13 protein-coding genes and 1 pseudogene are annotated in these 13,521 nt (G+C 72.9%); 3 read left to right on the top strand and 11 right to left on the bottom strand.

All coding sequences use genetic code 11. The annotated features are described in order from the left end of the window. Positions 1–70: 70 nt before the first annotated feature. Positions 71–859, top strand: coding sequence for a MerR family transcriptional regulator (locus ACNAYW_RS13930; protein WP_415850286.1), 789 nt, complete (start codon positions 71–73; stop codon positions 857–859). Between the two features lie 62 nt (positions 860–921). Here the strand turns inward: ACNAYW_RS13930 and ACNAYW_RS13935 are convergent, their stop codons facing one another. The 9 genes from ACNAYW_RS13935 to mgtE form a co-directional block, all read right to left on the bottom strand. Then, complete coding sequence (locus tag ACNAYW_RS13935) at positions 922–1,230, bottom strand: winged helix-turn-helix domain-containing protein (protein ID WP_415850287.1); 309 nt, start codon at positions 1,228–1,230, stop codon at positions 922–924. After that, the gene (locus tag ACNAYW_RS13940) at positions 1,227–1,697 is read right to left on the bottom strand and encodes a hypothetical protein (protein WP_415850288.1); all 471 of its coding nucleotides are present in this window, start codon (positions 1,695–1,697) and stop codon (positions 1,227–1,229) included. Before ACNAYW_RS13940 ends, ACNAYW_RS13935 begins: the two co-directional genes overlap by 4 nt. A gap of 66 nt (positions 1,698–1,763) precedes the next feature. Beyond that, on the bottom strand, positions 1,764–2,672 hold the full coding sequence (locus ACNAYW_RS13945) for a glucosyl-3-phosphoglycerate synthase (protein ID WP_415850289.1): 909 nt from the start codon (positions 2,670–2,672) through the stop codon (positions 1,764–1,766). Continuing rightward, positions 2,669–3,562: a dihydropteroate synthase gene (folP, locus tag ACNAYW_RS13950; RefSeq protein WP_415850290.1), complete on the bottom strand. Its 894-nt coding sequence runs from the start codon at positions 3,560–3,562 to the stop codon at positions 2,669–2,671. Before folP ends, ACNAYW_RS13945 begins: the two co-directional genes overlap by 4 nt. A gap of 1 nt (position 3,563) precedes the next feature. Beyond that, positions 3,564–5,375 carry a long-chain-acyl-CoA synthetase gene (locus tag ACNAYW_RS13955; RefSeq protein ID WP_415850291.1) on the bottom strand — a complete coding sequence of 604 codons (1,812 nt, stop codon included), beginning with the start codon at positions 5,373–5,375 and terminating at the stop codon, positions 3,564–3,566. 9 nt (positions 5,376–5,384) lie between these two features. Further along, positions 5,385–5,933, bottom strand: coding sequence for an LOG family protein (locus ACNAYW_RS13960; protein ID WP_415850292.1), 549 nt, complete (start codon positions 5,931–5,933; stop codon positions 5,385–5,387). Next, entirely contained in the window at positions 5,930–6,724 is a 795-nt protein-coding gene (locus ACNAYW_RS13965) for an LOG family protein (protein WP_415850293.1), read from the bottom strand. Before ACNAYW_RS13965 ends, ACNAYW_RS13960 begins: the two co-directional genes overlap by 4 nt. 10 nt (positions 6,725–6,734) lie before the next feature. Then, positions 6,735–7,811 (bottom strand): succinyl-diaminopimelate desuccinylase, encoded by a 1,077-nt coding sequence (gene dapE, locus ACNAYW_RS13970; protein ID WP_415850294.1) that lies wholly within the window; start codon positions 7,809–7,811, stop codon positions 6,735–6,737. Between the two features lie 16 nt (positions 7,812–7,827). Further along, on the bottom strand, positions 7,828–9,180 hold the full coding sequence (gene mgtE / locus ACNAYW_RS13975) for a magnesium transporter (protein ID WP_415850295.1): 1,353 nt from the start codon (positions 9,178–9,180) through the stop codon (positions 7,828–7,830). Between the two features lie 104 nt (positions 9,181–9,284). Between mgtE and dapD the strand changes: the two genes are divergently transcribed. Further along, positions 9,285–10,235: a 2,3,4,5-tetrahydropyridine-2,6-dicarboxylate N-succinyltransferase gene (gene dapD / locus ACNAYW_RS13980; protein ID WP_415850296.1), complete on the top strand. Its 951-nt coding sequence runs from the start codon at positions 9,285–9,287 to the stop codon at positions 10,233–10,235. 69 nt (positions 10,236–10,304) lie between these two features. Here dapD and ACNAYW_RS13985 read toward each other — a convergent pair whose 3' ends face one another. After that, the gene (locus ACNAYW_RS13985; RefSeq protein ID WP_415850297.1) at positions 10,305–10,556 is read right to left on the bottom strand and encodes a hypothetical protein; all 252 of its coding nucleotides are present in this window, start codon (positions 10,554–10,556) and stop codon (positions 10,305–10,307) included. A 207-nt stretch (positions 10,557–10,763) separates the two neighbouring features. Between ACNAYW_RS13985 and ACNAYW_RS13990 the strand changes: the two genes are divergently transcribed. Next, positions 10,764–12,075, top strand: a 1,312-nt coding sequence (locus ACNAYW_RS13990) for an aldehyde dehydrogenase family protein (RefSeq protein ID WP_415850298.1), incomplete at its 3' end; no start/stop codon positions are given. A gap of 2 nt (positions 12,076–12,077) precedes the next feature. Here ACNAYW_RS13990 and ACNAYW_RS13995 read toward each other — a convergent pair. After that, positions 12,078–13,066, bottom strand: a pseudogene (locus ACNAYW_RS13995) (LuxR C-terminal-related transcriptional regulator); the annotation flags it as partial. Positions 13,067–13,521: the final 455 nt, after the last annotated feature.

Below are 13,521 nucleotides of genomic sequence, written 5' to 3' on the forward strand. Positions count from 1 at the left end.
GATATCGTTGAAGGCCCCATTGAAACTTCTACGCCGAATCTCCAGGACAGCCGACGATGACCTTCACACCATGATGCGTCCCGTCGATCTCGCCCGCCCGCACGGGCTCTCCACCCAGGCGGTGCGCAACTACGAGGAGCAGGGCATCCTGCCGCCGGCCGAGCGCACACCGTCGGGCTATCGGGCCTACACCCGACGGCACCGACTCTCCCTCGACGCCTTCCTCGCGCTGATGCCCGGATGCGGGCACGCGCGGGCGGGGTCGATCCTGCGGGCGGTGCACCGCGGCGACCTCGACACCGCCTTCGCGCTGCTCGACGACGCCCACGCGGAGCTCGCCGGTGATCGCGAGACCTTCCGACTGGTCCGGGCCGCGCTGGCCGACCTCGGCGACGACGCGGCCCGTGACGCCACCGCCGACGCAGCCCGCGTCGGCGATGCCACCGGCTCCGCACCGGCCCTCTTCGTCGGCGACGCGGCGCGCCTCCTCGGTGTGGTGCCGGCGACACTGCGCGCGTGGGAGCGCGCGGGAATCGTTCGGCCGCCACGGGACCGGGTCACCGGCTACCGCCTCTACCGGGACGCCGACGTCCGGGACGCCCGCATGGCCGAGCAGTTGCGTCGCGGCGGCTACGGGCTCGCCCGGATCGCAGAGCTCACGGAACAGGTGCGCACCGCCGGCGGCATCGCACCGCTCCGCGACACCCTGGACGGCTGGCGGGCCGCGCTCGCCTCCCGCGGCCGGGCCCTGGTCGCCGGCGCGGCCGCCCTCGACGCCCTTCTCCGCTCACAGCACGAGGTTCCGCAGCCGCAGGACGCTCGCACGGCGGGGGTACCGCATCTCGATCGACGACCGTGAGCAGTGAGCCCTCCACCGTCAGCGCTCCGCCCTCAGCGCTCTGCCTTCAGCCCCCTCAGCCCTCAGCCCTCAGCGATCGTCCGGAGCGCCGCGAGGTGGGAGTCGAACGCGGCGCGGCCCCGCGCGGTCAGCGACAGCCAGGTGCGCGGACGCTTGCCCACGTACCCCTTCTTGATCGCGACGTACCCCGCCGCCTCCAGCTGCGCGGCCTGCTTGGAGAGCACGGAGTCCGAGAGTTCCACGGCGTCCCGGACGGCGGCGAACTCGGCGTTCTCGACCTTCGCCAGCGCCGCCACGATGGAGAGGCGGACCGGTGCGTGGATCACGTCGTCGAGCCGATGGCGCGCGTGGCCGCCGCCCGTCGTCGTCATCGCAGCGCCAGCGTGGAGATCGCCCGCGCACCCAGGAGCGCCGGGGTCATAGTGACCAGCGCGGCGGTGATCGTCCACGGCCACGGCACGGCGTCCGCGCGCACCGATTGGACGACGACGTACGCCGCGTAGAGCAGCATCGTCAGGCCCAACCCCAGGCTGTAGCGCAGCGTGAAGCCCCGCGGCGCGGCGGACGCGCGGCGCATCGAGACCGTCGCCACGACGATCGCGATCAGATAGAACCCCAGCACGACGACCATTCCACCGCTGCGGAACCATTGCGGCGCATCGGGATCACCCACGGTGAACCGTAGCGCGAGCAACAGCACGGCCACCGCGAGCCCGATCGCGATGAGGCCGCGCTCGAGCCGGCGGCGATCGGCGGGCGTGGCGACGGAGGCCCGGTCCGCCAGCGCGAGCGCGCGGCGCGCCTCGTCGGGGGTGGGGTTCGCGAAGCGCTCGGTCATGACGTTCCCTCCATGGTCGGTTCCCCAACCATAGAAAGTACTTTCCACCTCGTCAAGTACTTGCGGCTACCGCAGCGAGGCCACCGGCGGCCGGTCCTCCAGGAACAGCTCCGTGGTGACCTCGGTGAACCTGTCCTCCGGCCCCGGCTCCACGAGGTACTGCGTGATGCCCGCGCCCGAATCCTCGATCCCGCAGCGCCGCAACGCTGTCCCGAGGATCTGCCGGCTCATCACCCCCAAGTCGCGCAGGTCGCGGTTGCGGTGCTTGCGCACGGAGAGGTTCACCTGGGCGATGCCCGCCAGCCCGTAGCGGGCCTCCGCGTCGAGCAGCAGCCCGATCTCCACGCCGTAGCCGGGCGCGAAGGGCACCGAGGCCAGGAACTCCCGGGTCCCCGCGTACTCGCCGCCCAGCGGCTGCAGGATCGCGCGCAGCGGCGGCCGCAGCGCGGCGAGGACCGGCCGGGCGACGAGCTCCGTCACGCGACCGCCGCCCGTCGGGTCCTCACCCTGCTTGAAGACGCGCAGCGGCCGCCGGTAGTAGGCCTTCACGAGGTGCACCTCGGGGTGGAACAGCATGGGCCCCAACAGGCGCGGCACGTACCGCGGGTCGGGCTCGATCAGGTCGGAGTCGACGAACGCGATGAGGTCACCCGACGAGGCCGCCACCCCGCGCCACAGGGCCTCCCCCTTGCCGGGCACGGGCGCCAGCCCCGGGATCGCCTCCTCGCGGCTGATCACCGTGGCGCCCGCGGCGCGGGCCCGCTCCGCAGTCGCGTCGGTCGAACCCGAGTCCAGCACGATCAGCTCGTCGACCAGCGTCCCCAGCAGCGGCGCGATCGTCGCCACCACGGCGCCGACGGTGGCCTCCTCGTTCAGCGCCGGGAGCACGACGGAGACGGTCCGTCCCGCCTTCGCCGCGACGAGCTCGTCGATGCTCCAGCGCGGCTCCTCGAAGAACCGGTGCGCGGTGTTCACGCGAGCCCCCGCACGACGCGGGCCGGCGGACGCACCCCGTCGATCGAGGCCACCGTCTCCACCACCCGGCGGGTATCGGCCACCTGGTGCACGCGGAACATGCGGGCCCCGGCGTGCGCCGCGAGCGCGGTCGCGGCGAGGGTGCCCGCGACGCGCTCCTCGAGCCCCGCGTCCAGGGTCTCACCGATGAAGTCCTTGTTGGACAGGGCCATCAGCACCGGCCAGCCGGTGCCGACGAGCTCGTGGAGGTGCCGCAGCAGGGCGAGCCCGTGATGGGTGTTCTTACCGAAGTCGTGGGTCGGGTCGATGACGATGCCGTCCTCCCGCACCCCGGCCGCGAAGGCCGCCTCGGCGGCCGCGGCGAGCGCGTCGCGCACGTCGGCCACCACGTCCGGGTAGCGCACCCGGAACGGCCGGGTGCGCGGCACGGCGCCCCCGGTGTGCGAGCAGACGAGGCCCGCACCGGTCGCGGCGGCGATCCTGGGCAGGTCCGGGTCGGCGCCGGCCCAGGTGTCGTTGATGAGGTCGGCGCCCGCGTCCACGGCGGCCTCGGCGACCGACGCCCGCCAGGTGTCCACGCTGATCAGCAGGCCGGGGTGCCGGTCGCGCACCTGCGCGATGAAGGGCACGGTGCGCGCGATCTCCTCGGTCGCGTCGACCTCCTGGCCCGGTCCGGCCTTGACGCCGCCCACGTCCACCACGTCGGCCCCCTCGGCGACGGCCGCGTCCACGCGCTCGAGCGCGGCGTCCACGGCGAAGTAGCTGCCCCGGTCGTAGAAGGAGTCCGGCGTCCGGTTGATGATCGCCATCACCAGCGCCCGGTCCACCGGGACCGGGCGGCCGCAGAAGGTGGGTCGCACGGGAACCGGGCCCACCGGCGAGCCGGCCATCCTAGGAACGCAGATCCGGGACCTTGGCGGCCGCGACGTCCGCCGCGTACCCGTCGTAGGCGGGCACGTAGCCGTCCGCTCCGCCGACGAAGACGTACAGCGGGTCGTCGCCCGTCTCGGCGAAGCCCTGCTCGCGGAGCTCGCCCTTGAGGCTCTTGAACGTGGAGGTGACCTCCAGGCTGGGCACCACCCGCGCGTAGAGCGGGATCGCGTAGCCCGGCAGCTCGTTCCGCAACTGCTGGGCGAGCGCGGCACCGTCGAACTCCCGCCCCTCGGCGAGCTTCACCGCGGCCATGCCGGCCTTGCCGTCGGCCCCGGGGATCGCGACGCCGTAGACGATGGCGCCCTCCACCTGGTCGGCCTCGTCGAGCGCGCCCTCCACCTCGGTGGTCGCGACGTTCTCGCCCTTCCACCGGAAGGTGTCGCCCAGCCGGTCGACGAAGGCGATGTGGTCGAAGCCCTGGTTGGTCACCACGTCGCCGGTGTTGAACCAGACGTCGCCGTCCTTGAAGCCGTCGCGGATCAGCTTGGCGTCGCCCGCCTTCCCGTCGGTGTAGCCGTCGAAGGGCGCGGACTTGGTGATCTTGGTGAGCAGGAGACCGTTCTGCCCTCGCTTCACGCGGGTGAGCCTGCCGCGCGAATCCCGCAGCGGCCCCGCGGTGTCGAGGTCGTACTCGACCACGGCGTGCGGCAGGGGGCACAGGCCGACGGTGCCCTCGATGTTGAAGACGTTGACGAAGGCGATGTTGGTCTCGCTCGCGGCGTAGAACTCCATGATCCGCTCGATCCCGAAGCGCTCCTGGAAGTCCCGCCAGATCTCGGGGCGCATGCCGTTGCCGGCGGCCACCCGGATCGTGTTGGACCGGTCGCTGGGCTTGGGCGGCTGGTTGAGCAGGTACCGGCAGATCTCGCCGATGTAGATGAACATCGTGGCCGAGTTCTCGTTGGCCTCGTCCCAGAACCTGGTCGCCGAGAACTTGCGGCCGATGGCGAGGGTGGCGCCGGAGACCAGCACCGAGCCGAGCGCGACGAGCGCGGCGTTGTTGTGGTACAGCGGAAGCGGGCAGTACATGACGTCGTCGCGGCGCATGCGCACCGCGGTCGCGCCGAAGCCCGCCATGCCCTTGAGCCAGCGGTAGTGCGTCATGATCGACGCCTTCGGCATACCCGTGGTGCCCGAGGTGAAGACGTAGAAGGCGCGGGTGCTCGCCGGGAGCGTGGCGGTGACGGCCGGGTTCTCGGTGGCGCGCGGGTCCTGCTCGCGCACCCGCCGCGCCTGCTCGGCGAGCTCGTCGATGGTGAGCACCACCCCGTCGGCGGGGCGGTCCGCGGCGTCGAGCGAATCGAAGGCCTCGAGGTCCTCGGTGCCGGCGATGATCGTGCCGGTGTCGAGGATGCCCAGGCTGTGGGCCAGGACCGCTCCGCGCTGGTTGTAATTGACCAGACCGGCCGTGGCGCCGACCTTGACGATCGCGAGCATCACCAGCACCATCTGCGGGTGGTTGTGCATAACCACGCCGACCACGTCGCCCACCTTCACGCCGCGCTGGAGCAGCACGCGCGCATAGGTGTTCACGGTGGCGTTCGCCTCGCCGTAGCTGATGCCCTCGCCGTGGAAGCGCAGGAAATCGCGCGACGGGTGCTGCGCCGCGCGCTTCGCGAACACCGTGCCGATGCTCTCCTTGCTGTTCGGCGTGCGCAGCAGGATCGACGGGCCCTCCTTGACCAGCAGGGGCAGGTCGGGCAGCAGCTTGCCGACGCCCCGGGCCAGATCCGCGACACCGACGGTGCTGTTCTTATGCGTAGAGCTCACGCGGCGAGCCTACCGTGGCACCGCCGTACCACGGCACGCCTCGAGGGCCTCCGTGACGTCCGTCGCGCGTCGCAGCCGTCCGAGAGCCGCGTCACCCACGAAACCCTTCGCCTTGAGGCCGTCGATCCAGTCCAGGAGCGGCGCGTAGAAGCCCTCGTGGTCGAGCACCACCACGGGCTTGTCGTGCATCGAGAGGTAGCCCGCGGTCCACGCCTCGAAGAACTCCTCGAGGGTCCCCACGCCGCCCGGCAGCACCAGGAAGGCGCCGGCGTTGTCGTCCATGAGCTGCTTGCGCTCGCGCATGGTGGCGACCACCAGCAGCTCGTCGGCGGCGTGGTCGGCCACCTCGCGGTCGACGAGCGCCGTGGGGATCACGCCCAGGGTGTGCGCGCCGCCGTCGCGGGCGGCCTGGGCGACCGCGCCCATCATGGAGACGTGCCCGCCGCCCCAGACCAGCGAGTCGCCGCCGGCGGCGATGCCGCGGCCCACCTCGGTGGCCAGGTCGATGTACTCCTGCGGCACGGGGCGCGAGGCGCAGAAGACGGCGATCGCGGTCACGAGGGGTCCACCTCGCTCGCGGCGGCCTCGCGCTCGCGCGCGGCGTCGGCGCGGACGATGATGTCGATGGCCTCGGCCACGGAATCGGTGACGGTGATCAGGTCGGCGTCACCGGGCGAGACCATGCCCTGCTCGGTGAGGGTGCCGCGGATCCAGTCGACGAGTCCGCCCCAATAGGCCGAGCCCAGCAGCACGATCGGGAACCGGGTCACCTTGTGCGTCTGCACCAGCGTGAGCGCCTCGAAGAGCTCGTCGAGCGTGCCGAAGCCGCCCGGCAGGCAGACGAACGCCTGCGCGTACTTGACGAACATCGTCTTGCGCACGAAGAAGTAGCGGAAGTTGATGCCCAGGTCGACCCAGTCGTTGAGCCCCTGCTCGAACGGCAGCTCGATGCCCAGTCCCACCGAGAGCCCGTCGGCGTCCTTGGCGCCGCGGTTCGCGGCCTCCATGGCACCCGGCCCGCCGCCGGTGATGACGGCGTAGCCCGCGCGCACCAGGCCGGCGCCCAGCTCGCGTCCGGTGGCGTACTCGGGCGAATCCGGTGTGATCCGAGCGGATCCGAAGACGGTGACCGCCGGCGGCAGCTCGGCGAGCGCGCCGAAGCCCTCGACGAACTCGGCCTGGATCCGCATCACGCGCCACGGGTCGCGGTGCAGCCAGTCGGCGTCGTCCGCGTTCGCGAGGAGCCGCTGGTCGGTGGTCGACGATTCCGCCGCCGCCGCGCCCTGCACGCGGACGGGGCCGCGGTAGCGCAGGTAGTGGTCGGCGGAGGGCTTCTTATCGGAGGCCATGACGCACAACCTACCCAGCGAGGAAGGCGCGGAGCACGGCGGCCACCTCGGTGATCTGCGCCGTCTCGACGTGCTCGTCGCGCTTGTGGGCGTAGTTCGGGTCGCCCGGGCCGAAGTTCACGGCGGGGATGCCCAGCGCGGCGAACCGCGAGACGTCGGTCCAGCCGTACTTGGCGCGGAACCGCCCGCCGGCGGCCGCCACGAGCTTCGCCGCCGCGGGGGCGCCGAGGCCCGGCAGCGCGCCGGGCGCGGCGTCGGTGACCTCGAAGGCCAGCGCACCGTCGGCGAGCGGGCCGGCGAGGACCTCCCGGACGTGCGCCACGGCCTCGTCGACGGTGCGGTCCGGCGCGAACCGGAAGTTGACGTCCACGAAGGCCTCGTCGGGCACGACGTTGCCGGCCACCCCGCCCTCGATCTTGACGGCGGAGAGTCCCTCGCGGTACTCGCAGCCGTCGATGTCGACGGTGCGCGCGGTGTACCCCTGGAGAGCGGTGAGGACGGGGCCGAGCTTGTGGATCGCGTTGTCGCCCAACCAGGAGCGGGCGCTGTGCGCGCGGACGCCGCCCGCCGTGATCCGCACCCGGATGGTGCCCTGGCAGCCCGCCTCGATGAGGCCGCCGGAGGGCTCGCCGAGGATCGCGACGTCGGCGCCCAGCCACTCGGGCAGCTCCCGCTCGATGCGGCCGAGACCGTTGAACGTCGAGGCGATCTCCTCGCACTCGTAGAAGATCAGGGTCAGGTCGTAGGCCGGTTCGGCCATGGTGGCGGCGAGATGCAGGAAGACCGCGTCGCCGCTCTTCATGTCGACGGTGCCGCACCCGTGCAGGATCCCGCCGTCCCGGCGGCTGGGCACGTTGTCGGCGATCGGCACGGTGTCGAGGTGGCCGGCGAGCATCACCCGCTGCGGCAGACCGCGATTCGTCCGCGCGAGCACGTTGTTCCCCACGCGGAGCACCTCGAAGCGGCCCAGCGCGCGCAGCGCGGACTCCACCTCGTTCGCGATCCGTTCCTCGTCGTGGCTCACGCTGGGGATGTCCACCAGCGCGGCGGTGAGGTCGATCGGGTCGGCGGCGAGTTCGAGAGTCACCCCTCCAGGGTAGTGCTCAGAGCCCGAGGATCGCCTTGGCGATGAGGAAGTACAGGATCAGGCCCGTCGCGTCGACGAACGTGCTGATGAACGGGTTGGAGAAGACCGCCGGGTCCACGCCGATGGACTTCGCGACGATCGGCATGAGCCCGCCGACGGTGGCCGACATGGTGCAGACCCCGAACAGGGTGGCGCCGATGACCAGGCCCACGTCGGTGCCGAAGAGGACGCCGGCGATGACCGCTCCGAGGGCGCCGAGGATCAGGCCGAGCGTCGCGCCGACGCGGATCTCGCGGCCCAGGACGCGGAAGACGTCGCCGGTGGTGATGTCGCCGAGGGCGAGCGCGCGGGTCACGGTGGTGGCGGCCTGGTTGCCGGTGTTCCCGCCGGTGCCGATGATGAGCGGCACGAACAGCGACAGCACCACCATCTCCTGCAGGCTGTCCTCGAAGACGGAGAGCACCTTGACCGTCAGCGTCGCACCGACGGCCAGGACCAGGAGCCACACCACACGCGAGCGCACCAGGGTCCGCACGGGAGTGGACAGGTAGGGCCGGTTCAGCGGCTCCACACCGCCCTGGCGCGCCGCGTCCTCGCTCTCCGCCTCCTCGAGGATGCGGAGGGCGTCGTCGACGGTGAGAATGCCCACGAGGCGGTGCTCGTCGTCGAGGATGGGCATCACCAGCAGGCGCTGCTCGGCGCAGCGACGCGCGGCGTCCTCGGCCGACTCCCGCGCCCGGGCCGTGCCCGCGATGTTCATGATGTCGCTGACCGGGGTCTCGGGCGCGCTGCGCAGCAGACCGCGCAGCCCGACGATGCCGACGAGTACCCGCCCGGGGCCGACGACGGGGATGCCGTAGATGGTCTCGACGTCGTCGATGCGGGCCCGGACCGCGGCGAGGGCCTGCTCGGCGGTGTCGCCCGGGTGCACCGAGACGAACTCGGGGGTCATCTCGCGGCCGACGGAGCCCTGCGGGTAGCCGAGCAGGGCCGCGGTGGCGGCGCGCTCCCCTTCGGGCAGGCCGTGCAGCAGCCGCGCGGCGACCGTCGCGGGCAGCTCGTCGAGCAGGGTGACCCGGTCGTCGGGGTCGAGCTCGGCGAACAGGCCGGTGACCTGCTCGTCCTGGAGATCGTGGATGAGCTCGCCCTGCAGGGGCGCGTCGAGCGATTCGAAGACGGTGAGCGCCTCGTCCTTCGCGAGCAGCCGGAAGACGACGGCGCGGTCCTTGCGATTCAGGCGCTCGAGGACGTCGGCGACCTCGTGCGACGCGAGGGGCGCGATGAGCGAAGCGACCGCGGCCAGGTCCCCGTCGTCGACCGCGTCGTCGATCCGGTTGGCGAGCTTGGCCGTGTCGAGTGTCGTGGTCACTGCATGCACGGTATCCGAATCCGGCGGCTCCGCAGCCCGAGCGCGGCGGGGGCACTCCTCGCCTGGGGCCGCACCCGGATCATCCGTGCCAGTAGGCTGAGCGGGTGACGAATCGTGGAGCGAAGGCGTACGGACTGGCCACCCTCACGGACGACGGGACGGTGCTCGACACCTGGTATCCCGCTCCGGAGCTGACCGAGGGCGGCGGTACCGCCGGGTCGATCGAGGCCCCCGCGGGCGCGCCCGCCGAGTTGACCGCCCTCGCGGGGCCGGACGCCGACCGCAGGGTGCGCACCGTCGTGGTCGAGACCACCATCGCGGACCTCGCCGCGGCGCCGATCGACGCGCACGACGTGTACCTGCGGCTGCATCTCCTGAGCCATCGCCTGGTGCCGCCGCACGGCCTGAGCCTCGAGGGCCAGTTCGGGCTCCTGGCGAACGTGGTGTGGACGAACTTCGGACCGTGCTCGCCCACCGGCTTCGAGCTGGTCCGCGCCGCCCTGCGCAAGCGCGGACAGGTCATCGTCCACTCGCTGGACAAGTTCCCGCGCATGGTGGACTACGTGCTGCCCACGGGCGTGCGCATCGGCGACGCCGACCGGGTGCGCCTGGGCGCCCACCTCGCCGACGGCACGACGGTCATGCACGAGGGCTTCGTGAACTTCAACGCCGGGACGCTCGGCACCGCGATGGTCGAGGGCCGGATCTCGGCGGGCGTCGTCATCGGCGACCACTCCGACGTGGGCGGCGGCGCGTCGACCATGGGCACGCTGTCCGGCGGCGGCAAGGAGATCATCGCGCTCGGCGAGCGGTGCCTGCTCGGCGCCAACTCCGGCCTGGGCATCCCCCTCGGCGACGACTGCGTGCTCGAGGCGGGCCTCTACCTCACCGCCGGCACCAAGGTGACCGGCCCGGACGGCACGCAGGTCAAGGCGCGCGAGCTGGCCGGGCAGAGCAACCTCCTGTTCCGCCGCAACTCCGTCACCGGCGCGGTCGAGGTCGTGCCGTGGAAGAGCGAGGGCGTCGAGCTCAACGCCGCCCTGCACAAGAACTGACCTCCCCCCGACGACGAAGGGCGGCCGGTGCGCGCACCGGCCGCCCTTCGCGTACGCCGTCAGTGAATACTATTTCGCGAGCGTGCGGTGCTGCGGGCTCGCGACGCAGCCCAACCCGCCGAGCACCCGATCGAGTGCGCGGCGCAGCAGGGGCCCGTCACCGGCGGATTCCGCGACCGCCGCGCGCGGCGTGCCGGTGCCCGCGCATTCCGGATGCACTGAGACCAGTCGCGATTCGACGGTCCAGAGCGCGACGCCGCACAACACCACCGCCGCGCACAGCGCGGTGATCACGGCGACCCTGGCTTTCTCGAATTCCATCTTCATCATTTCTGCACAACCGAACCTCGATGCCCTTTGCAATAGCGTAGCACTGATAGTTTGCACCGGGAAGCATCATGTCGCCCGCGATCCGTGCGTCCGCGTTCCCAATCCACGCGCAACAGGTCGTGGACCTGCAACAACACCGCTCGTACCGTGACATCGGGGATCAGGGTGATCCGCCGCCACGACCGAACGGGACCTGCCATGAGCGCCTCCACGATCGACACCACCACCTACGACCGGCTCTACATCGGCGGCGACTGGGTCGCGCCCGCCGGCCGCGGGACGATCACCCCGATCAACGCCAGCACGGAGGAGCCCCTCCCCGCGGTGCCGGAGGGCGTGGAGGCCGACGTCGACGCCGCGGTCGGGGCGGCACGGCGCGCCTTCGAGGCACCGTCGGGCTGGCGCACGTGGGACCCCGCTCGCCGGGCCGCGGTGCTCGACCGCTTCGCCGCCGAGCTCGACGCCCGCGCGGACCGGATGATCGGCCTGGTCAGCGCGCAGAACGGTATGCCCGTCTCCGTCGCCGCCCAGCTCGAGGGCTCCTATCCCGCCACGCTGCTGCGGTACTACGCCGGCCTGCTCCGGGCGCCGAGCGCCCCGGACCTGCGGGACGGGCTCTTCGGCGGCGTCGTGGAGGTCCGCCGCGAGCCGATCGGCGTGGTCGCCGCCATCGTCCCGTGGAACTTCCCGCAGACCCTCGCAATGTTCAAGATCGCGCCCGCACTGGCCGCGGGCTGCGCCGTCGTGGTCAAGTCCTCCCCCGAGACGGTGCTCGACGCCTTCCTGCTCGCCGAGGCCGCGGACGCCGCCGGTCTGCCGGCCGGACTGCTCAACGTGGTCCCCGCCGGCCGGGAGGTGGGCGCCCATCTCGTCGCGCACCCCGGCGTCGACAAGGTCGCGTTCACCGGGTCGACGGAGGCGGGCCGCGCGATCGGCGAGACCTGCGGCCGCCTGCTGCGCCCCGTCACGCTCGAGCTGGGCGGCAAGTCCGCGGCGATCGTGCTCGACGACGCGGACCTCGACCTGGGCGCGATCGGCGAGGGCCTGTTCGTGGCGACCCTGCTCAACAACGGCCAGACGTGCTTCCTCGGCACCCGGATCCTGGCCCCGCGCTCGCGCTACCAGGAGGTGGTGGACGCCTTCACGGCGTTCGCGGGCTCGCTCGCGGTCGGCGACGCCGCCGACCCCGCGACGCAGGTCGGCCCCCTCGCCACCGCCCGACAGCGCGAGCGCGTCGAGGGCTTCATCGCGCAGGGCCGCGCCGACGGCGGTCGGATCACCACCGGCGGCGGCCGGCCCGACCGCGACCGCGGGTGGTTCGTGCAGCCCACGGTGTTCGCCGACGTCGACAACGAGGCGGCGATCTCCCGGGCGGAGATCTTCGGTCCCGTGCTGTCGGTGATCGGCTACGACGACGTCGACGACGCCGTGGCCATCGCCAACGCCTCCGACTACGGGCTGGGCGGCACCGTCTGGACCTCGGACCCGGACCGCGGCGCGGCCGTGGCCCNNCGGGTCTTCACCCCCAGCTTGGCGAAGATGCGAGTCAGGTGGAACTGCACCGTCTTCGGCGACAGGTAGAGCTGCTCCGCCACCCGTCGGTTGGTGTCCCCCGCTACCACGAGACGGGCCACGTTGAGCTCGTGCGGGGTCAGGGCCGCGACGTCCGCGTCCGCGGGGCCGCCCGCCCGGCCGAGCTCGCGGTCGGTCGTGCGGAGCGGTGCGTGCGCGCCCAGCGATGCGAAGACGGCCGCGGCCTCGCCGAGGTGATGTGCGGCGTCCCTCCGGTGGCCGGTGCGTCGCAACAGCATTCCCAGGTCGAGCTGCAGGCCGCCCTCCGCCACGGGGAAGGGCTCCGCCTCGGTCAGGCAGTCGCGCAGCGTCGCCGCCGCCGCGTCCGCGTCCGCCTCGGCCGCCGCCCGGGCGGCCCGCATCCGGATCCGCGCGGGCGTGCTCTGCGGGGCGGGAGCGCCGTCGAGCAGCGCGACGGCCTCCTCGTCCCGCCCCGCGTCCACGAGTGCGCGGGCGGCGACGGGGTGCCAGGGCCAGAAGTCGGGCCCCACCGTGCGGGCCGCGGGATCGGCGAGGAGTGGCTGCACTGCTGCCAGCACGGCGCGCGGTCCGCCCCGGGCGGCCGCGGCCTGCGCCAGCGCGGCCGGGATCCGCTGCGTCAGATAGCCGGTCGGAGCGACGCGGGCCGCGGCCGCGTGCCGCTCGGCGCCGTCGGCGTCACCGCGCAGCGCGCGGATCTCCGCGGCGGTCCAGTGCGCCAACGGCGAGCACAGCACGATCCCGGTGCTGTCGCCGAGCTCCACCGCCTCGCGCGAGCTCTCCAGCGCGGCGTCCCAATCGCCGATCTCGAACTGCACGCGGGCCAGCCAGCCGAGGGCCCACAGGGAGACCCGGTGCGCGCCGCCCACGGCGTCCCGGGCGGCGGTGAGCGCGGTGCGCGCCCGGTCGAGATCGCCGAGTCCGAATTGGATCCAGCCGACGCCGAGCATCAGGCGCTGGGACACCGCGACGGGCAGGCCCGTCTCGGCCAGGCCCGCGTCCACGGCGCGGGCGGCGCCGACGANNGCCCCGGCCGCGGCGGCGCCGAGCCCGCGGAAGGCGCGGGACTCGATCGCCGGCGGCGCTGTTCCGCCGAGATCGATCGCCCGGTCGGCCCAGGCGGTCAGCGCCGGACCGTCCCAGCGCACCAGGGCGTCCAGGCCCCGGCGGTGCGCGATCCGCGCGGCGGCAAGGGGGTGCAACCGCGGGTTCACGGCCTTCCAGGCGCGCTCCAGCCGGTCCTGCGCCTCCGCGGGACGACCCGACTGGATGGCGACGTACCCCAGGACGGAGTCCCGCTCGGGGCTGGGCGGCAGCGCCTCGATGGCCGGCACCAGCTCGCGCGCGGCGCCGAGGTCGCCGGCGCTGACGTAGGCGTCCACGGCCGCGATGCGCAGCTCGCGGG

Source organism: Tsukamurella ocularis, from assembly GCF_965138335.1.
Taxonomy (GTDB): Bacteria; Actinomycetota; Actinomycetes; order Mycobacteriales; family Mycobacteriaceae; genus Tsukamurella; species Tsukamurella ocularis_A.

What these genes read in the sequence shown, in the direction of transcription:
- ACNAYW_RS13935 (WP_415850287.1), bottom strand. Translation starts at nt 1,230, where the DNA reads ATGACGACGACGGGCGGCGGCCACGCGCGCCATCGGCTCGACGACGTG.
- ACNAYW_RS13965 (WP_415850293.1), bottom strand. Translation starts at nt 6,724, where the DNA reads ATGGCCTCCGATAAGAAGCCCTCCGCCGACCACTACCTGCGCTACCGC.
- ACNAYW_RS13940 (WP_415850288.1), bottom strand. Translation starts at nt 1,697, where the DNA reads ATGACCGAGCGCTTCGCGAACCCCACCCCCGACGAGGCGCGCCGCGCG.
- ACNAYW_RS13985 (WP_415850297.1), bottom strand. Translation starts at nt 10,556, where the DNA reads ATGGAATTCGAGAAAGCCAGGGTCGCCGTGATCACCGCGCTGTGCGCG.
- folP (WP_415850290.1), bottom strand. Translation starts at nt 3,562, where the DNA reads ATGGCCGGCTCGCCGGTGGGCCCGGTTCCCGTGCGACCCACCTTCTGC.
- ACNAYW_RS13930 (WP_415850286.1), top strand. Translation starts at nt 71, where the DNA reads ATGATGCGTCCCGTCGATCTCGCCCGCCCGCACGGGCTCTCCACCCAG.